Below are 23379 nucleotides of genomic sequence, written 5' to 3' on the forward strand. Positions count from 1 at the left end.
TCAGTCTTCTGCGGGTTCCACCGCCTGCCCCAACGTGTGCATCAGTCGGTTGGCCCAGCCAAAAATGGCGCTGGCCAGCACAAGGTCGAGCGCCTGAAGCGCGTTGAAGCCCAGATCGCGCACATGGTTCATATCAGCCTGTGTCGCGGCAATGGGCGTTTTGGAAAGGGCGACCGCAAAGTCGAACAGGCCCTGCGAATATTCATCCATTTCGGCTGCCACGCCATCGGTAAAGATCGCGTCCATCACCTCGGGCCTTTTTGTCAGCTCGATATAACGCGCGGCATGGACCGAGCCGCAGTAAATGCAGTGGTTCACCACCGATGTCGCAACCGCCGCGAGTTCACGCTCCGCGCGTGGCAGGCCATCCTTGCCGTACATGATCTGGTTGAACAGCGGCGAGCGGTATTTCAGGCTCTCGGGGTCATGCGCCAGCGTGAGCGTATATTTCGAGATCTTGCGGTGCGATGGGGTCTCCTGCAGGGCCTCGCGCTGGGCGGGGGTGGCCGTGTCATAATCCACCGGGGTGATGTAGGGCTCCCAGTCAAGCGTGTCGGTGGTAAAACGGGTGACGGGCTTCATGCGAATGTCTCCTCGACCAGACGGACGCCGGCCAGCACGCGAGCCTGGAAATTGATGCACGCCACCAGTTCGGCCAGGCTGACCACATCACTGTCAGTCAGGCCCGCGCCCAGCAGGGCATCAACATGCGCGCGGCTGGCCTTTGCAGGCGTGAGCGTTACCGTATCGACATAGGACAGGATCGCCGCTCCGCGCGCATCCGCAGCCTCCGCGCCATCCGCAATGGCCGCGACCTGCGGGGGGGCCTGCATGGTGGCGAGCAGGGTGGTGTAGATCGTGGCCAGTTCTTCACTGCCATTGGCCCGCGCAATGCGGATGGCGATGGCGCAGCGCTGGGCATGGGGCAGGTTGCCGCACGCGGCAGGGGTAACGACAGCCTGCCCGCTGGCATCGCATAGCTGCATGATCCTGGCACGCTCCGCCAGGGCGGCCTTTACCTCGGCTGAACGGGATTGCGCCGACAGGGAACTGAATGTCGAGAACGGGTTGGGCATTGCGTTCCACTTCCTGATGCGCCGGTTCCACAAAAACCGGCAGTGGGGTGTGGGCCGGAGGCTACCATGCACTTCCTGCATCGCAATACACCAAATGCCCGCATGCCGCATTTTATTATTATTGCCCATAACGCTGATTTTACGGTGCAAATATGAATATTGCGGCGCGCGCCCGTGGCCTGATTTCATCCCTCCCTGCCCGTTTTGCCCCCGCAAACCGGGCCACAGCCCGCGCCTGCGGCATGGCGCGGGGGCATGTATGGTCTTGCCCGGGGCGATATGCCACCATGCAGGTTACAATCATGAATGGCGACCTGGAAAAGAAACCCCATGCCCACTTCTGCCCCGACCAGTCTGGCCGAGTTGTTCCTTGCGGTAAGGCAGCACAAAACCGATCCACTCGCCAGCGTGCACGAAGCGCTGGCCCCGCGCACCCTGGCCGATGCCTATGCGGTGCAGGATGCGGTGGGGCTGCATCTCGGGCCGGTACGGGGGTGGAAGGTCGGCGCGGAAACCCCGCATTCCGAGCCGTTTGCCGCGCCCATCCATGCCGCCACGATCTTTGAGGATGGCGATACCGTGCCCGCCCATGTCTGCCGCCACCTGGGCGTGGAAGCCGAAATCGGCTACCGCTTTGCCAAGGCCCTCCCGGCACGGGAGGCGGAATGGACGGCTGATGAAGTGATGGCGGCCATCGGCACGATCCACCCCATGATCGAGATTGTGGATACGCGGTTTGAAAAACCCGGCTCGCAGCACAAGCTGCTCCACACCGCCGACCACCAGAGCCACGGCGCGCTGATCGTAGGCCCCGGCCTTGCGGGCTGGCGCGGCGTCAATCCCACTGGCGAGCCGGTCAGCCTGACCATAAACGGGCGCACGGTGGTCGAGCATGTGGGCGGCAACAGCGCGGGCGACCCGCTGCGCCTGCTGGTGTGGCTGGCCAACCATGCCGCGCGCCGCGGGCTGGGCATCGAGGCGGGGTGCCTGGTTACGACCGGCTCGACAACCGGCACGATGTTCGTGGTGCATGACACCGATGTGCGCGCAAGCTTTCCCTCCATCGGCACGGTGCGTGCCCACCTGGCCTGACCCTGCGGGAGACATGACCATGAAACCCGAAATCCTGTTGCTTGAACCCATGATGCCCCCCATCGAGAAACAGCTCGAGGCGGCCTATGTCGTGCACAGGCCGGGGCCTGCCGGGGTGCCCGCGGATGTTGCGGGGCGCATACGCGGCATTGCCACCGGCGGCGGCACGGGCGTGCCCCGCGCGTTGATGGACAGCCTGCCTGCGCTGGAAATCATCGCCATCAACGGCATCGGCACCGATGCGGTCGATCTGGAGGAAGCCCGCAGGCGGGGCATCCGGGTCACCACCACGCCGGGCGTGCTGACCGATGACGTGGCCGACATGGCCATGGGGCTGCTGCTGTCGCTGCTGCGCGGCCTGCCTGACTCTGATCGCTACGTGCGCGCGGGCGCATGGGGCCATGATCCGGCTCCGCCGCTGGGCCACAGGGTATCGGGCCGCCGCATGGGCATTTTTGGCATGGGGCATGTGGGCCAGGCCATAGCCGCACGGGCACGGGCCTTTGGCATGGCCATTGCCTATACCGACCGCCGCGACAAGAACCTGCCGGGCTGCGCGTTCGTGCCGGACCTGCTCACGCTTGCACGGGGGGTGGATACGCTGGTTGTCGCGGCATCAGGGGGCGCGGGGTCGCGCAATCTGGTCAATGCGGCCGTGCTCGCGGCCCTTGGGCCGGAGGGCGTGCTGATCAACATAGCGCGGGGGTCGATCGTGGATGAAGCAGCACTGGTGGCCGCGCTGACAGCGGGCACGCTGGGCGGCGCGGGGCTGGATGTGTTTGCGCATGAACCCGATGTGCCCGCGGCCCTGCGCACATCGCCGCGCACCGTGCTGCAACCCCACCGCGCCAGCGCCACGGTCGAAACCCGGCTGGCCATGGGCCAACTGGTGGTGGCCAACCTAGCCGCCCACTTTGCCCGCACGCCCCTGCCCACCCCTGTCGTGTGAGCTTCTGCCGCAACAGCCATAAAGCACGAAAAAAACGGAAAAACGCCCCAGCGCGCCCAGTAGCCGGGCGGAACCATCCATAAGGGGCCACGTTGGGTCAGCAGGCATTTTGTGGAGTATATCCCATGCTGACTCTTCTCATCATCGCACTCATCATCTTCGCCATTGGCGGGGGTGGGTATGGCTATCGCTCCGGCTGGTACGGCGGCCCCCGAAGTACGGGGTTCAACGGGCTGGGGCTGTTGCCTGTCATCCTCCTCATCATCGCGCTGTTCCTGCTGTTTCATACGCCAAACACGACGCCCATGCCCTGACCACCCGGCACGGACGGGGCATGCGTTGCGGCATGCCCCGCCCTGTCGCGGCCAGAATGAAAAGCGTTATTCTGGCGGGTTTTCATGACGGGGCGGCCGCCCGGCCCACAGGGCCGCGAGCGCCGAGCCCGATATGTTGTGCCACACCGAAAAGACCGCGCCAGGCAATGCCGCCAGCGGCGAGAAATAGACCCGCCCCAGTGTGGCGGCCAGGCCCGAATTCTGCATGCCAACCTCCAGCGCCAGCGTGCGGCATACGGATTCATCAAACCCCAGCAGCCTGCCCCCCCAGTAACCGCCCGCAAGCCCGATGGCGTTATGCACGATCACGCCCACCAGCACGATGGGGCCGATACTGGCCAGAGCGGGCCGCACGCCAGCCACGATGCTGCCAATAATGATCATGATCGACACCATGGCCACCAGCGGCAGTACTGGCGAGATGCGGCGGATGAGGCGCGGGCACAGCGTATTGACCGCAACACCGCCGCACACCGGCAGGGCCACCATCTCCATGATGCTGCGAAACAGGCCCCAGCTATCCACGCTCACGCCCGCCGAGACATAAAGCCGGGTCAGCAGCGGGGTGGCGATGATGCCCACCAGCGTGGACAGCGTGCTGATACTGACCGAAAGCGCCACGTCACCGCGCGAAAGGTAGATCATGACATTCGACGCCGTGCCACTCGAGACACAGCCCACCAGCACCATGCCCGTGGCAATCATGGGCGGCATGCGCAGCATGTGCGCAATACCCCATGCCGCGAGTGGCATGACGAGGTAATGCAGCCCCACCCCCGCCAGCACCGGCGCGGGCCTGCGCGCGATGCGCCCGAAATCGGCAGGCGTGAGGGTAACCCCCATGGTGAACATGATGAAGGCCAGCAGCGGGGTAATGGCAGGCGTCACGCGCAGGAAGGGACCGGGCACCAGCACGGCTGCGAGCGAAACCAGCACCGCCCATACGGGAAAAAGCCGTGTCAGCATGCGCCTGCCCCACCCATCTGCCCTGTCCTGACATCCATCGCCATCATCTTCCTGCCCCATGCCCATCGGCCAAGGGCGTGTGCATAGCGGGCCGCCCTGCGCGTGAACAGCCTGTATTGCGCCTGCCCCGACACCCCGGCGCAGCACCGGGCAGTGGTTTACACGGGCAATGCCGCATGCAACCCTGCGGCCTGCAGGCGGTTGGAACAGGGGCATGGGCCGGGGCAATGCCATCAATACGCCGCAATACTGTCCCGTCATGCTGTCTGCCCACCATCCCCCCTGGAGACCTGCGTGCCCGACACCATCTACCGCAATGCGCTGTTTTTCGATGGCACGGGCGCAAGCCCCACCCGAATCGATATCGCCGTATCAGCGGGCAGGATCTCCGCCATAGGCCATATGCTCGTGGCCGACAGCCACACGACCGAGATCGACTGTAATGGCATGTGGCTCATGCCGGGGCTGCTTGACATTCACACCCATCTCGACCTCGAGCTTGAACTCGACCCCGCCCTGCCCGAGGTCGTGCGCCACGGCACCACTACGGTGGTCATTGGCAACTGCTCCATTGGCGTGACCTATGGCAACCAGCGCCGCGAGGGCGAGGACCCGATCGTGGACTGCTTCGCCCGCGTGGAGAACATGCCCAAGACCGTGCTGGCCAAAGTGGCCGATGCGTGCGACTGGACGGATTCACAAAGCTATCTCGACCACCTTTCCGGCCTGAAGCTTGGCCCCAACGTGGTGCCGCTCATTCCGCATTCCATGTTGCGCATCGAGGTGATGGGCCTGCGTGATTCCATCTCGCGCCGCCCGACAAGGCGCGAGCGCGCGCGCATGGAACGCCTGGTCGATGCGGGCATGGCGCAGGGTTATGCCGGTTTTTCAACCGATGCCCTGCCCTTTCATTTCCTGGCAAACGACCCGCACAAAAAGCGCAAGATCCCCACGCAATATGCCAGCTTTCGCGAACTCAGGCAGCTGACCGGGGTCGTGCGCCGCTACGGGCGCGTGTGGCAGGCGACACCGCCCAAGGATGACATCATCGATGCCGTGCGCAGCTTCCTGCTCACCAGCGGGCGGCTGTTTGGCCGCCCGCTCAGGACCACGGTGCTGGCCGCGATTGATTTGCAGACCAACCGCGCCGCAGTCTCGATGTGCCTCATGCTCTCGGCCATGCTCAATTCCCGCCTGCTGGGCGGCATGTTCCGCTTTCAGGTGCTGGCCGCCTCGTTCCGGATCTGGAGCGATGGGGCAATCAACCCCATTGCCGATGAAATACCGCAACTGCGCGCCCTGAACGAACTGGAGCTTGATGACCGCGCGGGGCGGGCGCGCATTCTCAACGACCCGGAATGGATCGCGGGCTTTCGCGAGATGTGGCTCAGGGGCAAATCGGGCTGGACATTCGACCGCCTGCGCCGCCTGATGCGACAGGAAGAAACCGTGCTGACCCGCAGCCTGGCCGACATGAAAGTGGCCGAATGCCCGCTGCCCAACTGGCAGGGCGAGACCCTGCTCGCCCCCTATGAGCGCCTTGTGCGCTGGCAGCACACCAAGGGCCGCCAGGGCGCTGCCAATACGGCAGAGGCCGCGTTCTTCGCCACCTTCCCCGACCCCGTGCGCGATGACGCCACCTTCCTCCTGCACCTGCTGCGCCAATGGGATACGGACCTGCGGTGGGAGACAACCTTCGCCAATCGCGACCCCGCGCGGCTGAAAAAGCTGCTGTTCAACCAGCAGACCCTGCCCGGATTCAACGATAGCGGGGCGCATCTGGCCAATATCGCCTTTTATGATGGCAATTTGCGCTTCCTCAAGATCGCCCAGCCCGACGGGCTGGAAAAGGTGGCGCTCGCCATCCACCGCCTGACCGGCCTGCCGGCTGATTTCTTTAACCTCAACGCAGGCAGGCTGCGGGTGGGCGCGCAGGCTGACCTGTGCGTGATCGACCCCGAGGCCCTGCGGCGGTGGAACCCGGAGGACACCTATGAATTCGTGCACCGCTCCGAATTTGGCTGCCGCCAGGTCATCAACCGCCCCACCGGGGTGGTGCGCCATGTCATGATCGCGGGCCAGCCTGTGTGGACCAATGGCCGCTATGTGCCGGGTTTTGGCACGACACGCCATGGCAGGGTACTGCGCGCCAGTGACCACCCGCTCGAGCACCAGCAGGCCAGCACCATGGATGAGCGCGTGGTCAATGACAGGGCCGCCATCACGTAATCTTCACCCGCTCCCGGCCGGTTTGCGCAACTTTTTGATAGATACCCTGCCCTGCCCGCCATGCTATCCCGCCACATCGATTATGGCTGGAGAAAGCGCGTACCCTTGGCATGTTGGCTGCACACCGGATGCCTGGCATCCCTCTCGGTAGCAATCGTGGCGGTCGCTGCGCCGGTAGCAAGCCTGCATGCCCAGAGCGTGCCCGTGGTCAGGCTGCATGGCGTTACCATCCGGCCCTACGCGACCGACCAGCTTGATACGGGGGGCTTTGTCTCGGCTGGCCCCGCCCATCCCGGCACGGGCGCGCGCGGGGCACGGCTGCGCAACGGCGTGCGCGTCAATATCCATGACCAGGTTGAAATTGGCGCGATATGGGATTTCGGGCCTGCCCCCAATGGCCCCATGCGGCTGTTCGAGGGGCAGGTCTCCTATACGGGGCTGAAGCATTTCGTGTTTACCGCCGGTATCTTCAAACCCAGCTTCGGCCTTGAATCCATGCAGGCGCAGGGCGATACGGTTTTTGTCGAACGCTCCAGCATTTCCACCATTACCCGCAACCTCGCCACGGGCATCGAACGGCAGGCCGTGCAGGCGGAGGCCTATGGCAGGCGCTACCATCTTGCCCTTTCCGCCACTGCTGGCACCGCAGGCCCCGGCGAGGATGGCAACCAGCGCGCCATGGCCTTCCGCCTGGTGGGGCTGCCGGTGCGCAGCCATGACATGGTGGTGCATGCCGGCATTTCGGGGGAATGGGTGTTCCGCCCGGCTTCCATGACACACAGCCCCCCGGCCATTGCGCTGTCCGACAACCCTGAACTCAACACCGGCACGGTCTCGAAATACCTCAATACCGGCCGCCTTGCCGCGACATCCGCCGGAGCCTTTGGCGCGGAGGCCGCCATAGCGTGGAAAAGGCTGCTGTTTCAGGGCGAGGGTTATGACATCCTGCTCGACACCAGCCCTACTGCCGGCAGCCAGAACCTGAACTTTCATGGCTGGTATGGCATGCTGGCCTATACGATCAATGGCACGCCGCGCCAGTGGAAAGGGCGCACGGCCGCCTTTTCTTCCCCCACATGCGCGCGGGGGCAGGATGTATTGTGCAACGGCTATGGCGTGCTGGAAGTCGCGGCCCGCTATTCCGAGGTCAATCTGGATTCCGCCACCGTGCACGGCGGCAGCCAGCAGACAGGCTCGCTGGGCCTGAACTGGTGGCCCACCGCCATCATCCGCACCACCGTGCAGTATGAATACGGGCAGGAGAACGGCGGCAGGGTGCCTGAGCATTTTCATGCCGTCATGTCGCTTTTCCAGATCAAATTCTGAGCGGTAGCGGTACTGCCCTAATTCCTGAATATGCGGTTTTGTAACTTTTTGTTGCCAAATGCTCGCCACATTTACCCGCGCACACTCATCAGGTCGATGAATCGACAATAACCAGCACATAAATGAGGAATACAGACCATGATGATCCGCTCTGCTTCCATTCTCGCAACCGTAGCAGCCATCGCGCTGGCCACACCGGCCTTTGCACAGGGCCACCCCGATTACTGCAAGTCCGTGTCCAAGGAGCCTTCGGGCGAGTGGAAAATCAATTCCGACACCACCGTCACGGTTGGCGGCGCGCGCGTGGACCTCAAGCCCCAGTCGGTCTATCGCGGGGAAATCAAGATCAACGAGCAGGACGTGCACAACGAGTTTGAAAAAAGCTGCGGGAAGTAAAACCCCGTGACAGGGCCGGCATTGCCTGCCCGGCCCTGTCTACCATGAGGCGCGCCCTGGGCAGCCTGCCGTCGAGAGAACCGGCATACCGCAGGGACGTTTACCCGATCTCTGCATGAACAGGTTATTTTCAGGCAGCATCCTGTCAGGATCCGACCACCGGGAGAACGCCCTCATGGAACCATCCCCACCCCGCCAGCCGGTGCTGTTCATGCCGCATGGCGGCGGCCCGTGCTTTTTCATGGACTGGCCCGATACGTGGGACCACATGGCCGCCTATCTGCGCACGCTCGCTGCCACCCTGCCTGCCCGGCCCGATGGCATCGTGGTCATGTCCGGCCACTGGCAGACAGGCGTGCCAACGGTGACAGCCGCCGCGCACCCGCCGCTGATCTATGATTACGAGGGCTTTCCGCCCCATACCTATCACCTGCAATACCCTGCCCCCGGCGCGCCCGCGCTGGCACAAAAGGTGCTCGATCTGCTGGCCCATGCGGGCATGCCCGGCGAAGCCGATCCCGGGCGCGGGTTTGACCATGGGGTGTTCATTCCCTTCATGCTGGCCTTCCCGCAGGCGGATATTCCCATAGTGGAACTCTCGCTGCCGCGTGAATGCAACGCGGCGCATACCCTGCACATGGGGGCCGCCCTGCAGCCGCTGCGGGCATGCAATATCCTGATCGTGGGCACCGGCATGACCTATCACAACGTGCGCCACCTGATGGGGCGCGACCCGCAATCCGATGCCCCGTCGCGCGCGTTCGATACATGGCTGGCGCGGGCGGTGGAATCCCCGCCCCCCACCCGCGCCGAGGCCCTGACCCACTGGGTTCAGGCACCCGGCGCGCGGATCTGCCACCCCACGCCCGAGCACCTGCTGCCACTGGTTTTTGCCACAGGGGCCGCGGGAAATGACCCTGGCAGGCGGGATTACACTGATACGGTCATGGGCAAGGCCCTGTCCGGCTTCCGCTTTGGCTAGGGCGCGCTGCCCCATCGCCAGCAAGGACAGGACACATACACTGAAGTGCCCCTGCGCCTGCTCACGGTGCTGTCCGCACGCCCAGCCCATGCAGGAAGAACCGCCACGTATCATCAACATAAGCCGCGCGCATGGCCGTATCGGGCAGCGGGTTACGTCCGAGCAGGCGCTGCTGTATGGCCCAGCCGGTCATGAGGCCGGTGAGCAGGCGGGCGGTGTGTTCGGTGTCATGGCCGGGCGGGATCTGTCCCGCCTCCCCCGCCGCGCGCAGCAGGTTGATGATGCGGCGGTGAAAGGGGGCGACGATTTCATCCATCGCATGGTCGATCAGGGCCGGATAGCGGTAGCCATCGGCAATCATCATGCGGTAGGTCGCGATCACGTCCTCCTGCATGATGAAGTCGAGCAGCATCCGGCAGACCGCATGCAGGGCCTGGAGCGGGTCACGCAGCGAAACCTGCGTATCGTGTTCCAGAAGCTGCGCGCATAAATGGGTAATGACCGCCTTGAACAGCGCCTCCTTCGAGGCATAGCGATGATACAGCGTCTGTTTGCTCGCCCCTGCCGCGCGCGCGATCTGCCCCATCGAGGTACCCGCATAGCCATGGGCAATGAACAGGCTGCCCGCCACTTCAAGCAGGTAACGGTCAAGCTGGGCTGAATCCGCGGGCGTGGGGCGGCCTGAGCGGCGCGGTCGGGTCATGGCGTTCGACATCGTGAAACTTCCGGTCTGCGGCGGTCAGGGCACAGGCCCCGCGCTTTATGTGGCTTGACCGGAGCGTATTGTCCATCCTAACAAAACCGTACCGACCCGTTCCATAAATGGTGGCGCATGCCTGACACCCCCCCGACCGACCCTTCCCCCGCAGGCCAGCCTGCCACGCCCCAAAAACCGGCAGACCCGCGCAAGGCCACCATCCGCAAGATGGTGCTCGCCGGTATTGGCGGCGTGGCACTCATCGCCTTTGCCATATGGCTGGTACATTGGTGGACACATGGGCGCTTTATCCAGTCCACCAATGATGCCTACCTGCAGGCCGACCAGGTCACGGTGTCCACCCGTGTGGCGGGATTCGTGGATGAAGTGCTGGTGGCCGAGAACCAGACGGTGAGCAAGGGCCAGGTCCTGCTGCGCCTTGATGAGCGCGACCCGCGCGCGCGTTTCGAGCAGGCCCGCGCGCTGGCCGATCAGGGGCAGGCCGCGATTACCCAGACCAAGGCCCAGATCGATGCGCAGGATGCCCAGATCGCGCAGGCGCAGGCCCGCGTGCAGGCAGCGCAGGCACAGGCCGATTTTGCTGACCGCGAGGTGGCCCGCTACCGCGCCCTTGCCGCCACTGGCGCCGAAACCAGCGAGCATTACGACCAGCTGCGCAACAGCAGCGCGCAGGCCCATGCCCAGCTTGCGCAGGCGACGGCTGGCCTGCAGTCGGCCCAGCGCCAGCTTGCCACCTACAGCGCCGAGATCCTTCAGGCGCAGGCCCGTATCGAGCAGGCCATTGCCCAGCAGCGCACCGCCCAGGTTGATCTTGACGCCACCACCATCCGCGCCGCCGTTGATGGCCGCGTGGGCGACAAGACCGCCCGCGTGGGGCAGTACGCCACCGTGGGCACGCGCATGATGACCATCGTGCCGGTGCAGGACCTCTACCTCGTGGCCAACTTCAAGGAAACGCAGATCCGCCGCATGCGGCCCGGCCAGCCGGTTGAAGTCTCGGTCGATGCGCTGGGCGGCGCGAAAATAAAGGGCACGGTCGAGAGCTTCGCCCCCGGCACCGGCGCGCAGTTCGCGCTGCTGCCGCCCGATAACGCCACAGGCAACTTCACCAAGGTGGTGCAGCGCGTGCCGGTGCGCATCCGCATCCAGCCCGAAGGCAGCGAACGCGCGGTGCTGGTGCCCGGCCTGTCGGTTACCGCTGCGGTCGACACGCTGGTCGAGCCGGCAGCGGATGGTGGGCCATGACCGCCGCCCCGGCTGAAGAACAGGCCCCGCCCGAAAAGGCGGATGCCGCCGCCTGGCTGGCGGTTGCGGCGGGCACCATCGGCGCGCTCATGGCAACGCTTGACACCTCCATCGTCAACTCGGCATTGCCCACCATCCAGGGCGAGATCGGGGCCAGCAGCAGCGAGGGCACATGGGTCACCACCGCCTATCTGGTGGCCGAGATTGTCATGATCCCGCTGGCGGGCTGGTTCGAGCGCATTTTCAAGCTGCGCAACTTCCTGCTCATCGCCGCCGTGCTGTTCACCATCTTTTCCATGTGGTGCGGGCTGTCGCCCAACCTTCTGCACATGATCATCGGCCGCGTGGGCCAGGGCTTTACGGGTGGGGCCATGATCCCCACCGCCATGACCATCGTGGCGACCCGCCTGCCGCCCGCCCAGCGGCCTGTGGGCATTGCGCTGTTTGGCATGACCGCCGTGCTTGGCCCCGTGATCGGGCCGGTAATCGGCGGCTGGCTGACCGAGAACCTGAGCTGGCATTACGCCTTCTTCCTCAACCTGCCCATCAGCATCGGGCTTTGCGTGCTGCTGTTCGTGGGGCTGCCCGCGGGCAAGATCGACTGGGGTGCCTTCCGCGAGACGGATTATTACGGGCTGGCCGGCCTGATCATGGGCCTCGGCGGCCTGACGGTGGTGCTGGAGGAAGGGCAGCGCGAACGCTGGTTTGAATCCGACATGATCCGTGAACTCAGCGTCATGTGCGCGATTGGCATGGCGCTGCTGATCATTGGCCAGTTCCGCTCGCCCCGGCCGGTCATTCACCTTAAAATACTGCTTCAAAAGAGCTTTTTTGGCGTTTTCATCCTCAGCCTGGGTGTGGGCGGGGCGCTTTACGGCATCCTGTACCTCATACCGCAGTTCCTTGCCGCCGTGCCGGACTACAATTCCGAGCAGTCGGGCATGGTCGCGGCCATCAGTGGCGTGCCCACGCTGCTCATGCTGGCGGTGTTCCCCATCCTGGTGCGCAAGCTCGACATCCGCTTCGCCATCGGCTTTGGCATGTTCCTGTATGTGGTGAGCTGTTTCATGAACGCCCATCTCTCGCCCGACAGCGCGGGCGAGCACTTCTTCTGGTCACAGATCGTGCGCGGGTTTGCGCAGTTCTTCTCGCTACTGTTCCTCAACCAGGCCGCGACCAGCGCCGTGCCCATACAGTATGCCGAGGATGCATCGGGCCTGTTCAACGCCGCGCGCAACCTTGGCGGCTCGTTCGGACTGGCGGCGGTCGCCACCCTGCATGACCGCAGGCTGGACCTGCACACCGCCCGCCTGGAGGAAACGGTCACCGCCAACTCCCTGGCCGGGCAGGACTTCGTGCAGCATTTTGGCCTCGCCCGCCTCAGCGCGCTCATTACCCGGCAGGCCACGGTCATGACCTATAGCGACCTGTTCTGGATATTTGGCATCGCATTGCTGGCCATGCTGCCACTGGTCATGCTGATCAAACCCCTCCCCAAAGACGCCGGCATGACGGTGGGATGATAGATATGAAGCGCCTTTTCCCCTCCCTGTGCCGCACGCCACGCCACCTCGTGCTGGGCATGGCGGCCAGCCTCCCCCTTGCCTCCTGCTCGGTCGGGCCGGACTACAAGGGCCCGCCCCATGTGGCCCCCAAAGCCGAGCATGCGCAGGCCTTCAACCGCGCTGATCCCACGCGTACCCCGGCGCAGGAACCCCTGGCGCAGTGGTGGACCGGGCTCAATGATCCGATCCTGAACACGCTCATCACCACCGCGCTGCAAAACAGCCCTGACGTGAAACAGGCCGCAGCCCGCCTGCACACGGCCCGCGCCACCCAGCGCGAGCGTTTTGCGGGCTTCTTCCCCGGTGGCGGGGCTGCCGCCTTCTGGGACCGCACGCGCATCCCCACGGGCGATATTACGTCCGTGCTTGGCGGCAGCGGGGCCGAGCAGGGCCTGACATTGCCGCCAGCCATCAAGTCCGATTCCTATGGCGCGGGTTTTGACGCAAGCTGGGAAATCGACCCCTTTGGCGGCAACAGGCGCGGCTATGAAGGCGCGCGCGCGCAAAGCGAGGCGCAACTGGCCCAGATGGCCGATACAAGGCTTAGGCTCGTGGCCGATGTGGCACGCAACTATGTCAGCCTGCGCGATGTGCAGAACCGCCTGGCGCTGATGGAGCGCACGATCACGATCGAGCGCCAGATGCTTGACCTGACCCGCCAGCGCCGCGCCCAGGGCACCGTATCGCAGGAGGACGTGGCCCGCTTTGCAGGCCAGCTTGCGCAGGTCGAGGGCGCCATTGCCCCGATGAAGGCCCAGCAGGCCAGCTATATGGATGCACTCGCCACCCTTGTGGGCCGCGAACCCGGCCAGCTTGACGCCATGCTGGCAAGCCCCGCCCCCGTGCCCGTGCCGCCTGCGGTCGTGCCCGTGGGCAACCCTGCCGACATGATCCGCAGGCGGCCCGACATTCGCGTGGCCGAGCGTGATATTGCCGCCAATAATGCCCAGATCGGTCAGGCCATTGGCCAGTATTTCCCCAAGATCAGCCTGTTTGGCACGGTGGGCTTTACCGGCGCCAACGGGCAGCGCTTTTTTTCGGGTGACAGTTTTTCCTACATGGGTGGCCCGACGCTGGAATGGAGCATCCTGAACTTTGCCCGCACCAACTCGCGCGTGGGGCAGGCCAAAGGCGGGCGTGATGCGGCCCTTGCGCATTACCAGAGCGTCGTGCTCGCGGCCCTGCAGGATGCTGAAGGCAGCCTGTCGCGCTTTGGCCACCAGCGCGAATACGTGCTCAAGCTCGATGAGGCCCGCACCGCCTCCGACCAGTCATGGACACTGGCCCAGCAGCGCCAGCACGCGGGCACGCTCTCGGTCATCGACGCGCTGGATGTCGAACGCCAGCGCATCCAGATCGAACAGCAGCAGGCGCAGGCGCGCGCAAGCATGACCACGGATTACATCGCGCTGCAAAAAGCCCTTGGCCTGGGCTGGCAGGCCCCACCCGATGCCCAGGCCACGGTCCGGCAGGCAACGCCCCCGCAGGCTGCGGCGCGTTAACCCCACCCCCCTTGTGGGGATAGGCGTGCGGCGCATGGCACAGACGTTACAATTTGCAATGCAACTCGCGTGCCCAAAGCGAGGCCTGGACCTTGCCAGCATGCCTGATCTGAATTCATAACGGCATGCAATAGCACCAGGCAGGAGACCGGGCTTTGCGATTTACCCACATGCGGGGCTATGCAGCCGTAGCCCTCTCGGCAATGCTGTGCTGCGCGTCCGCTCCTCCCCTCTGGGCCACGACGCCTGCAGCCCCTGCACAGACCGCCGCCCCCACGCCCGGTAATGCCGACACCATCATGGTCAATGACCTTGAACGGCGCACCTTCCAGTGGTTCTGGGATGCGGGCGACCCGCGCACCGGCCTCATACCCGACCGCTACCCCTCGCCCCAGACCCTGAGCAGCGTGGCGTCCGTGGGTTTTGGGCTCACCGCCTACGGCATCGGGGCCGAGCGTGGCTATATCACGCGCGCGCAGGCGGTGCAGCGCACGCTCGCCACCCTGCGCTACCTGATGCAGAGCCCGCAGAATGACAGCCCGGACAAGGCCGCCGGTTATCATGGCTTTTACTACCACTTCCTCGACCGCACGACCGGGCTGCGCTTCAACCGCGATATCGAACTCTCCAGCATCGACACGTCACTGCTCATGCAGGGCGTGCTGTTCGCGCAGGCCTATTACACCCGCGACACGGCCGCCGAGCGTGAAATCCGCACCCTGGCGGACAGGTTGTACACGCGCGTGGACTGGCAGTGGATGCGCAGGCCCGATAACCGCCTGAGCATGGGCTGGAGCCCCGAGCACCAGTTCATCCCCAATTACTGGGAAGGCTACAGCGAGGGGATGATGGCCTACATCCTTGCCCTCGGCGCGCCGACGCACGGGCTGGAGCCCGCCTCGTGGCAGGCCTGGCTTGCCACCAACAACCAGCGCTGGGGCGATTATTACGGCCAGACCTTTCTCAACTTCGCCCCGCTCTTTGGCCACCAGTACACCCATGCGTGGATCGATTTTCGCGGGTTGCATGATGCATGGGCGCGTGAAAAGCAGATCGACTATTTCGAGAACAGCCGCCGCGCGGTCTATGCCCAGCAGGCCTATGCCATTGCCAATCCCGGCAAGTGGCAGGGCTACAGCGCCACGATGTGGGGCCTGACGGCGTGTGACGGCCCAGGTGACGCCACACAGCAGATCGACGGGCAGCCACGGCATTTCCTGGCCTATTCCGCCCGGGGCGCGGGGCGTGACTACACGCTTGATGACGGCACCATCGCGCCGACCGCCGCTGCCGGTTCCATCGCGTTTGCGCCCGAGATCGTGCTGCCCACCCTGCACGACATGAAAACGCGCTATGGCCAGCAGATTTACGGCCGGTACGGCTTTGTTGATGCCTTCAACCCCAGCTTTCACGATGGAAAGACATTCTGGACCGACCATGAATATCTTGGCATCGACCAGGGGCCGATCCTGCTCATGATTGAAAACTGGCGCAGCGGGCTGATATGGAACGTGATGAAGCGCAGCCCCTATATCCGCACCGGGCTTGAACGCGCGGGCTTTGAAGGCGGCTGGCTGCCTGCGGCCCCCGTTACCGCCACCGCCCCGCAGCCCACGGCACGGCCCGCGGCAATGGATGGCGCGCATGCCAGTGCTGCGCTGCCTGCTGCCCCTCATCCGTCGTAAAGGCAGCATCGGCAGTTTTTGTCAAAAGATCACGGAGCCGCGTCGATCGGCACCACGTCAATCAGCTTCTTGTTGACGAATTCCTGAATGCCGAGCGAGGACAGCTCCCGCCCGAACCCCGAGCGCTTGACCCCGCCAAAGGGCAGGTCGCATGTGGTCCATGTGGGGTGGTTGATATAGACCATGCCGGTCTCGATCTGCTCGGCCACCCGCACGCCGCGCGCGGTATCGCTGGTAAAGACGGAACCGCCCAGCCCGTACGGGTTGTCATTGGCGAGCTGTATGGCTTCCTCATCATCGCGCACGCGAAAGAACATGGCCACGGGGCCGAACAGTTCCTGATGGAAGATCGGGTTCTCCGGCGTGACGCCGGTCAGGATGGTTGTCTGCACGAAAGCGCCGGTCTCGGGCGGGGCCTCGCCCACGCGGATGGCGATGGCGCCATGCTTGACCGCAAGGGCAACCTGGTCGTTCAGCTGGTCCGCCGCACCCTGGGATGAAAGGGGTGGCACGCCGCTTTTCTCATCCATCGGGTCGCCGGGCACGAGCCTGGCCAGGGCGGTCTGGAAGCGGTCGAGGAATTCATCGGCAATCGCATCCGCCACGATGATGCGCTTTGAGGCAACACAACACTGCCCGCCATTGTTCATCCGCCCCCATACCGCCCATTTGACGGCTTTTTCCATATCGGCATCATCCAGCACGATAAAGGCATCGCTGCCGCCGAGTTCCATGGTGGTTTTCTTGAGCGCCTTGCCCGCCTGCGCCGCCACGATGGCTCCTGCCCCCTCGCTGCCGGTCAGCGCCACGCCAATCACGCGGTCATCGGCAATGATCTCGCCCAACTGGTCACGCGTGGCGTAAAGGTTGGTGTACAGCCCTTCCGGCGCGCCAGCATCGCGGAAAAGCTGCTCGAAGGCGGCAGCCGATTGCGGCACGTTGGAGGCATGCTTGACCACCACCACGTTACCCGCCATGAACTGCGGCCCGACCACACGGGCAAGCTGGTAATAGGGGAAGTTCCACGGCTCGATGGCGAACACGATGCCCAGCGGCTGGCTGATCAGCATGGCATTGTCGCCCCGGCCGCTCTTTTCGGTCAGTTTCTGGGGAGCAAGGAATTCCTCGGCATGATCAGCGTAATATTGCAAGATGTCGGCCGAGAGTTCGACTTCCGCCAGGCTTTCACGGTAGAGCTTGCCCATCTCGAGTGTGAGCAGGCGGGCGTAATGCTCGTTGTTCTGGCGCAGCAGCTGGGCCGCGCGCCCCACAATGGCCGCTCGGGCGCTGAAGGGCTGTTTCGACCACTGTTTATAGGTTGCCTGGGCGCAATCGAGCTTCTGCGCCAGTTCAGCATCTGTCAGGTCAGGGAATGTCGCGAGGGTCTCGTTGGTAAACGGATTGACGGTCCTGTAGGCCATTGCTCTGCCTCCGTACGAAGTGATGCAGGCTCTTTCGTGCAGTGGCGACCCGATTGACCGCTCATGAGGCATGGGCTGACCCCTGCATGCTGCCTGTTCTGGCCCAACGGCAGGCAGCCGCGCGGGTTGCCTGCCATATGGCAGTCAGCAGGCAATAAGGGGTTCCGGGCGCCGCCTTTTTTCAATAAGGCGGCGTTATCCGAAGCTTTTTGAAAAAAGCTTCACCAGAACCTTCTTCAGGCAGGCACCTTCTTCTCAACCGGCGCGGGCACGCGGATGAGATAGTCAAACGCCGATAGCGCCGCCTTGGCACCATCGCCTATGGCAATGACGATCTGCTTGTAGGGCGTTGTGGTGGCATCGCCTGCGGCAAACACGCCGGGCACCGAGGTCGCACCATGGTCATTGACCACGATCTCGCCAAACGCATTGCGCTCCACCGTGTCCTTCAGCCAGTCCGTATTGGGCAGCAGGCCAATCTGCACGAACACGCCTTCAAGATCGACATGATGGTCCGCCCCGTCGCCACCGCGATAGGTCAGGCCGGTCACGTTACGGCCATTGCCCTCAATGCGGGTGGTCAGCGCCTCGGTCAGCACGGTCACGTTGGGCAGGGTGGCGAGCTTGTCACACAGCACCTTATCGGCCTTGAGGTGGGAGCCGCGCTGGAGCAGGGTGACGTGGGCCACGATACCGGCAAGGTCGATGGCCGCCTCCACCCCGCTATTGCCGCCGCCCGCCACCGCCACGCGCTTGCCCTTGTAGAACGGGCCATCGCAATGCGGGCAGTAGGCAACACCCTTGTTGCGGTATTCCTCCTCGCCCGGCACGCCAAGGTGGCGCCAGTGCGCGCCAGTGGCCACGATAACGGTGCGGGCATGCAGGATCGCGCCACTTTCCAGCGCCACGCCATGCAGCCCGCCGGGATGGACGGCAGGGAAGAGTTCTGTCGCCACCTCGCCCGGTATCACATCAACATCATAGGCGCGCACATGGGCTTCAAGTGCTGCCGAGAGCCTGGGACCGGTGGTCTCGGGCACGGAGATGAAGTTCTCGATGCCTTCGGTATCCATCATCTGGCCGCCAAAACGCTCGGCCACCAGCCCGGTGCGCACGCCCTTGCGCGCCGCATAGATTGCAGCCGATGCCCCTGCCGGGCCACTGCCGATGATCAGCACGTCAAAGGGCGCGATGTCCTTCAGCTTGGCCGCGGCACGCTTTGGCGCCTCCGCATCGAGCTTCGCCAGGATCTGCCCTGCATCGGCGCGTCCGGTCTCGAACAGCTTGCCATTGAGGTAGACCTGCGGCACCGACATGATGTTGCGCGCCGTCACTTCATCGGGAAACAGCGCGCCGTCTATCGTCACGTTACGGATATTGGGGTTGATGACGCTCATGGCGTTGAGCGCCTGCACCACGTCGGGGCAGTTCTGGCATGAAAGCGCCACATAGGTCTCGAAATCGTACTGCCCCGGCAGGGCGCGGATCTGGGTCACCATGTCATCGGAGAATTTGGGTGCATGCCCGCCCACCTGCAGCATGGCAAGCACGAAGGACGTGAATTCATGACCCATGGGGATGGCGGCAAAGCTCACGCCCGCCCCCTTCGCCCCGACCTGTTTGATGACAAAGGAGGGCCTGCGCGTGGCCTCGCCCTGCTCGCTCACCTGCACCCTGTCGGAAAGGGCGGCGACCTCGTGCAGCAGTTCATGCATCTCACGCGAGGGCGGGGTGTCATCCAGCGAGGCTTCGAGCACGATGGGGTGCACGAGGCTGGCGAGGTAACCCTTGAGCTGCGTCTTGATGGCATCTTGCAACATGGCACGTCTCTCCACTTTTTCAGGCAGGGTGTGCGGGGTTCCGGCCCGGCCCCTGCGTGGTGCGGGGCCGGGCCGGAGGCAGGATCAGATCTTGCCCACGAGGTCAAGCGAGGGGGTCAGCGTGGCGCTGCCTTCCTTCCACTTCGCGGGGCAGACTTCACCGGGGTGGGAGGCGACATACTGCGCCGCCTCGATCTTGGCGAGCAGTTCGGCGGCACTGCGGCCAACGCTGCCTGCCGTGATCTCGATGTACTGGATCTTGCCCTCGGGATCGAGCAGGAACGCACCGCGGTCGGCCACGCCCGCTTCCTCGATATACACATCAAAATTACGTGCGATATGGCCCGTCGGGTCGCCGAGCATGACATACTTGATCTTGCTGATGGCGGGCGACGTGTCATGCCACGCCTTGTGGGTGAAATGCTTGTCGGTCGAGACCGAATAGATTTCCACGCCCAGCTTCTGGAAGGCCGCGTAATTATCCGCGAGGTCTTCGAGTTCCGTCGGGCAGACAAAGGTGAAATCTGCAGGATAGAAGAAAAAGACGGACCATTTGCCCTTCACGTCAGCATCGGTCACCTTGATGAACTGGCCGTTATGGAAGGCGTCGGTCGCGAACGGTTTCAGCGAGTCATTGATGCGTGCCATTGGAATGCTCCTTGGTTTCGCGTGTCAGTTATCGACGGGTTCTTATCCCACGCCCACGAAATGCGCAGAAACAGTTTCTGTCAATGTCTGTGATAGGAGAAACCTTTTTACAAATGAGTCAAAATAGGTTCTATCTATACGCATGACCTACATTCCTCTCTCCGGCCTCTCCCTGCGTGATATCGAATATGTTGTGGCGGTCGATGACCTGCGCAACTTTTCACGCGCTGCCGAGCGGTGCGGCGTGAGCCAGGGCGGCCTGTCGGAGCAGGTGCGCAAGCTTGAGGCCCTGCTGGGCGTGGTCCTGTTCGAGCGCTCGCGCCGCCATGTCGCCCCCACGCCTGATGGTGCACGGCTGATCGGCATGGGGCGCGAGGTGCTGGCTGCCGCCCGCGCGATGATTGAGGCCGCGCGCGTGCGCACCGGCTCGCTTGAAGGGTTGCTGCGCATTGGCGTGATTGCAACGCTCGGCCCCTATTACGTGCCCAACCTGCTGCCACTGCTGCGACACAACTACCCGCAACTGCAACTGCGCCTGACCGACAGCCTGACCGACATCATGCTGCGCATGCTGCGCCATGATGAACTCGATATCGTGCTCGCGGCCCTGCCGGTCAGTGGCGAGGGCTTTCATAGCGTGCCGCTGTTCAGCGAGCCGTTCCTGGCCGCCTTCCCCGCCGAGCATGCGCTGGCCGAGCGCAAGAACCTGACCATGCTCGACCTGAAGGGCCCGGACCTGCTTTTGCTTGAAGACGGGCACTGCCTGCGCGACCAGGCGCTGGCCCTGTGCGGCATGACATCAAACCATGAGCCAGAACGCCTCGCCGCAAGCCTCGAGATGCTGTGGCACATGATTGGCGCGGGCGAAGGCTATTCGCTCATTCCCCGCCCCGCCCTGCGCAACCGTGGCGAATGGGATGGGCTGATCACGGTCCAGCCCATTCCCGCCGCAAGCCGCACAATCGGGCTGGTCTGGCGCGCATCTGACCCACGCGGGGCCGCCTTTGCCGACTTCGCCACATGCCTGCGCAACAACACGCCCGAAGGCTGCACCCCGCTGCCGCACTTCCCCGCGAAAACCTGCCTGGCCCTTGAGCCGGACATGCCGCAGAAAGACTGATGCTCCCGGCTGACCATAAACCTGGCATGTAATCCCGGCCGCCAGCGCGTTGGACAATCAGGGAATTCGGTCTAGGGTAGGTTTTGTCGCGTGAATGGACGCTGCCTGCTGGCGTGCAGTTCTTCCCCTTTCTTTCAGCACAAGCACGGAACCTGATATGCGCCGCACTGTTGTCTCATGGGGCAAGATCTCTGCTTCCTCATTAGTCATTTCTGTTTTCGCCCTCTGCGGTTTTTCAAGCGCGATCCATGCCAGCGGTGATCATGACACCACTCTGGTTATTAAATATTCCGCACCCAACTACACGACTACTGTAGATGATGGGTCAGATATTACAATCAAAGGCACAATAGAGTTTATTGAAACACGGGACAGGAATTCGGGTGATTATTATAAATACGCCGTATTGAAAACAGATACACCTTACCGGCTCAAGGAAGTTGAAAATACGGGAGAAGGTGACTACATCGAGGACAGCAACGTAACGCCCACGACGTTCCTCCCGATCACGGAACATGACCCGAAGAACTCAATCAGCGAGTTCACGTCTTACCTGGGGCAGTACGTCACGCTGACGGGCAAGATAAAATCAACCAGTCACAACGGCCCGGTGCTGGAATATCAATCCATCACCGTACCTCAAAAAGAGAACTGACGCCTGACGCGGGCATATTGCGCCACCCGCTACCCGTTCAGTTCAGTTCAGTTCAGTTCAGGCGGGTCACAAGAAGCTGGTTGATGCGAAAGCCTTCCACGTCCACCACCTCAAAGCGGAAGCCCATCGTATCCACCCGGTCCGCCTTGCGCGCCATGCGGCGCAGGCGGTGCATGATGAAGCCGCCAATCGTATCGAACGGCCCGGCTTCATCCAGATCGGTGGCGTCAAGTTCACGTCGCACATCCCCGATCGAGGCCGCGCCATCAATCAGCCACGAATTGGCATCGCGCCGCACGATCAGCTGCTCCTCGAACGGGTTGGCCACGCCCCCCATCAGCGCCCCCATGATGTCCTTGAAGGTAATCAGCCCCACGACCAGCCCGTATTCATTGACCACCAGCGCAAAACCCACGCCATGGATGTCGAACTGGGCCAGCGTATCCCACAAATTGATGGTTTCGGGCACCGAGAGCACGTCGCGGCGCACCTGAAAGATCGGGCTTTCAGCCGAAGGGCCACCCTTGCGCATGGGCGGCTCAGGGCTGGCGGGGTCGCGGTCCACCACGGCGGCCAGCACGTCTTCCGCCCGAATGGAGCCCACCACATTGTCCAGCCCGCCATTGCATAAAGGATAGCGGGAATACGGCTTGGCGCGCACCTTGGTCTTCTGCATCTCGGTGGTTTCCTGCAGGTCAAGGAACACGATCTCGTCACGCGGGGTCATGGCGGAGGTGATGGAACGGTCCTGCAACCCCAGCACGTTCTGGATCATCTGGTGTTCCTGCTCGAGCAGCACGCCCGAGGCGGTACCGGCGGCAAGAATGGCCCGCAGGTCCTCGGGCGTTACAGGTTCCACCGCCGAGGCCGCCGGAATGCGCAGCGCGCGCAGGATCGCATCCGACACCTTGGAAAACACCCACACGATGGGAAAGAGCAGCCGCAGCGCCAAGGCCGGAAACCACCCCACGGCCAGCGCAATCTTGTCGGGCGCGTTCATGGCGATGCGCTTGGGCAGCAGGTCGGCAAACAGCACGAACAGGCCGGTAACCAGCATGAACCCCAGCATGGAGGCCAGCGTCCCGGCCGTGGCCTCGCTCAGGCCCCACTGCGTAAAGCCATGCGTGAGCGAGGGCGAGAGCATCTGCGAACTGATCATGCCGCCAAGCACGCCCACGCCGTTGAGGCAGATCTGCAACACGGTCATGACCTGGCCGCTGTTGCGCCGCAATTTCAGGAAGGCGATGGCCCGTTCATCGCCCGCCTCGGCGCGGGAGCGCAGGCGGGCATCACGGGCGGCGGCAAATGATATTTCCGACAGCGAAATAAATATATTGAGCGCGACCAGAAGCACAAGCGCAATCAGGCCGGAAAAAAACAGGACCACCGGAACACCCACAAAATAAAAGCTGCATTGTATAGCACGCGCCCTGCCCTTATCGGCAGGAGCATATGCACGCAACGGATATTTTTTTACTTGCCCCATCATATCAGAAAAACAACAGGCCGCCCTTTCGGCCCCGATGCGCCGGCAGGCGAAGAGGCGACCGGAACATAAGCGTTTTCGGGCTGTTATCGTTCTGGGCGTAAACTGTTTTTTTCCTCCTTGCGGGCATCGGCCCTACCGGGCAGGGACGGAATCATGCATG

Annotated in this window: 21 protein-coding genes; 13 read left to right on the forward strand and 8 right to left on the reverse strand. The window is 63.6% G+C overall.

What is annotated here, in order from left to right; genetic code table 11:
- Both DV027_RS09685 and DV027_RS09690 read right to left on the reverse strand, forming a co-directional pair.
- Nucleotides 1–582: a peroxidase-related enzyme gene (locus DV027_RS09685; RefSeq protein ID WP_130731610.1), complete on the reverse strand. Its 582-nt coding sequence runs from the start codon at nt 580–582 to the stop codon at nt 1–3.
- The gene (locus tag DV027_RS09690) at nt 579–1076 is read right to left on the reverse strand and encodes a hypothetical protein (protein ID WP_130731611.1); all 498 of its coding nucleotides are present in this window, start codon (nt 1074–1076) and stop codon (nt 579–581) included. Before DV027_RS09690 ends, DV027_RS09685 begins: the two co-directional genes overlap by 4 nt.
- A gap of 330 nt (nt 1077–1406) precedes the next feature.
- Here DV027_RS09690 and DV027_RS09695 point away from each other — a divergent pair, with 330 nt between their 5' ends.
- From DV027_RS09695 to DV027_RS09705, 3 genes are all read left to right on the forward strand, one after another.
- Nucleotides 1407–2168 (forward strand): 2-keto-4-pentenoate hydratase, encoded by a 762-nt coding sequence (locus DV027_RS09695; RefSeq protein ID WP_130731612.1) that lies wholly within the window; start codon nt 1407–1409, stop codon nt 2166–2168.
- A 19-nt stretch (nt 2169–2187) separates the two neighbouring features.
- Entirely contained in the window at nt 2188–3117 is a 930-nt protein-coding gene (locus DV027_RS09700) for a 2-hydroxyacid dehydrogenase (protein ID WP_130731613.1), read from the forward strand.
- Nucleotides 3118–3242: 125 nt separating this feature from the next.
- A complete protein-coding gene (locus tag DV027_RS09705; RefSeq protein ID WP_130731614.1) occupies nt 3243–3431 on the forward strand; it encodes a hypothetical protein in 189 nt (62 codons plus the stop codon).
- 66 nt (nt 3432–3497) lie between these two features.
- Here the strand turns inward: DV027_RS09705 and panS are convergent, their stop codons facing one another.
- Entirely contained in the window at nt 3498–4418 is a 921-nt protein-coding gene (gene panS, locus DV027_RS09710; RefSeq protein ID WP_130731652.1) for a ketopantoate/pantoate/pantothenate transporter PanS, read from the reverse strand.
- Between the two features lie 294 nt (nt 4419–4712).
- Between panS and DV027_RS09715 the strand changes: the two genes are divergently transcribed.
- The 4 genes from DV027_RS09715 (at nt 4713) to DV027_RS09730 (ending at nt 9351) form a co-directional block, all read left to right on the forward strand.
- Nucleotides 4713–6647: an N-acyl-D-amino-acid deacylase family protein gene (locus DV027_RS09715; protein ID WP_130731615.1), complete on the forward strand. Its 1935-nt coding sequence runs from the start codon at nt 4713–4715 to the stop codon at nt 6645–6647.
- A gap of 105 nt (nt 6648–6752) precedes the next feature.
- Nucleotides 6753–7973 (forward strand): OprO/OprP family phosphate-selective porin, encoded by a 1221-nt coding sequence (locus DV027_RS09720; protein ID WP_408884463.1) that lies wholly within the window; start codon nt 6753–6755, stop codon nt 7971–7973.
- Nucleotides 7974–8111: 138 nt separating this feature from the next.
- Nucleotides 8112–8369, forward strand: coding sequence for a hypothetical protein (locus tag DV027_RS09725; protein WP_240906385.1), 258 nt, complete (start codon nt 8112–8114; stop codon nt 8367–8369).
- A 175-nt stretch (nt 8370–8544) separates the two neighbouring features.
- Entirely contained in the window at nt 8545–9351 is an 807-nt protein-coding gene (locus DV027_RS09730; RefSeq protein WP_130731617.1) for a DODA-type extradiol aromatic ring-opening family dioxygenase, read from the forward strand.
- 61 nt (nt 9352–9412) lie between these two features.
- On the opposite strand, the gene DV027_RS09735 is transcribed toward DV027_RS09730, so the two are convergent.
- On the reverse strand, nt 9413–10066 hold the full coding sequence (locus DV027_RS09735) for a TetR/AcrR family transcriptional regulator (protein ID WP_130731618.1): 654 nt from the start codon (nt 10064–10066) through the stop codon (nt 9413–9415).
- Nucleotides 10067–10183: 117 nt separating this feature from the next.
- Between DV027_RS09735 and DV027_RS09740 the strand changes: the two genes are divergently transcribed.
- The 4 genes from DV027_RS09740 (at nt 10184) to DV027_RS09755 (ending at nt 16066) form a co-directional block, all read left to right on the forward strand.
- The gene (locus DV027_RS09740; protein ID WP_130731619.1) at nt 10184–11314 is read left to right on the forward strand and encodes an HlyD family secretion protein; all 1131 of its coding nucleotides are present in this window, start codon (nt 10184–10186) and stop codon (nt 11312–11314) included.
- Nucleotides 11311–12837 carry a DHA2 family efflux MFS transporter permease subunit gene (locus tag DV027_RS09745; protein ID WP_130731620.1) on the forward strand — a complete coding sequence of 509 codons (1527 nt, stop codon included), beginning with the start codon at nt 11311–11313 and terminating at the stop codon, nt 12835–12837. Before DV027_RS09740 ends, DV027_RS09745 begins: the two co-directional genes overlap by 4 nt.
- Before the next feature lie 5 nt (nt 12838–12842).
- The gene (locus DV027_RS09750) at nt 12843–14381 is read left to right on the forward strand and encodes an efflux transporter outer membrane subunit (protein WP_130731621.1); all 1539 of its coding nucleotides are present in this window, start codon (nt 12843–12845) and stop codon (nt 14379–14381) included.
- A gap of 203 nt (nt 14382–14584) precedes the next feature.
- Complete coding sequence (locus DV027_RS09755; RefSeq protein WP_242621832.1) at nt 14585–16066, forward strand: glucoamylase family protein; 1482 nt, start codon at nt 14585–14587, stop codon at nt 16064–16066.
- Between the two features lie 29 nt (nt 16067–16095).
- Here DV027_RS09755 and DV027_RS09760 read toward each other — a convergent pair whose 3' ends face one another.
- From DV027_RS09760 to ahpC, 3 genes are all read right to left on the reverse strand, one after another.
- Nucleotides 16096–17487: an NAD-dependent succinate-semialdehyde dehydrogenase gene (locus DV027_RS09760; protein ID WP_130731622.1), complete on the reverse strand. Its 1392-nt coding sequence runs from the start codon at nt 17485–17487 to the stop codon at nt 16096–16098.
- A gap of 236 nt (nt 17488–17723) precedes the next feature.
- Nucleotides 17724–19307 (reverse strand): alkyl hydroperoxide reductase subunit F, encoded by a 1584-nt coding sequence (gene ahpF, locus DV027_RS09765; RefSeq protein ID WP_130731623.1) that lies wholly within the window; start codon nt 19305–19307, stop codon nt 17724–17726.
- 84 nt (nt 19308–19391) lie between these two features.
- Nucleotides 19392–19955, reverse strand: coding sequence for an alkyl hydroperoxide reductase subunit C (gene ahpC, locus DV027_RS09770; protein ID WP_130731624.1), 564 nt, complete (start codon nt 19953–19955; stop codon nt 19392–19394).
- 142 nt (nt 19956–20097) lie between these two features.
- On the opposite strand from ahpC, the gene DV027_RS09775 reads away from it, so the two are divergent.
- Nucleotides 20098–21075 carry a hydrogen peroxide-inducible genes activator gene (locus DV027_RS09775; RefSeq protein WP_130731625.1) on the forward strand — a complete coding sequence of 326 codons (978 nt, stop codon included), beginning with the start codon at nt 20098–20100 and terminating at the stop codon, nt 21073–21075.
- A gap of 157 nt (nt 21076–21232) precedes the next feature.
- Nucleotides 21233–21730 carry a hypothetical protein gene (locus DV027_RS09780; protein WP_130731626.1) on the forward strand — a complete coding sequence of 166 codons (498 nt, stop codon included), beginning with the start codon at nt 21233–21235 and terminating at the stop codon, nt 21728–21730.
- A 52-nt stretch (nt 21731–21782) separates the two neighbouring features.
- Here DV027_RS09780 and DV027_RS09785 read toward each other — a convergent pair whose 3' ends face one another.
- Complete coding sequence (locus tag DV027_RS09785; protein WP_207303462.1) at nt 21783–23117, reverse strand: hemolysin family protein; 1335 nt, start codon at nt 23115–23117, stop codon at nt 21783–21785.
- Nucleotides 23118–23379: the final 262 nt, after the last annotated feature.

Source organism: Komagataeibacter xylinus, assembly GCF_004302915.1.
In the GTDB taxonomy this organism is placed as follows: domain Bacteria; phylum Pseudomonadota; class Alphaproteobacteria; order Acetobacterales; family Acetobacteraceae; genus Komagataeibacter; species Komagataeibacter xylinus_C.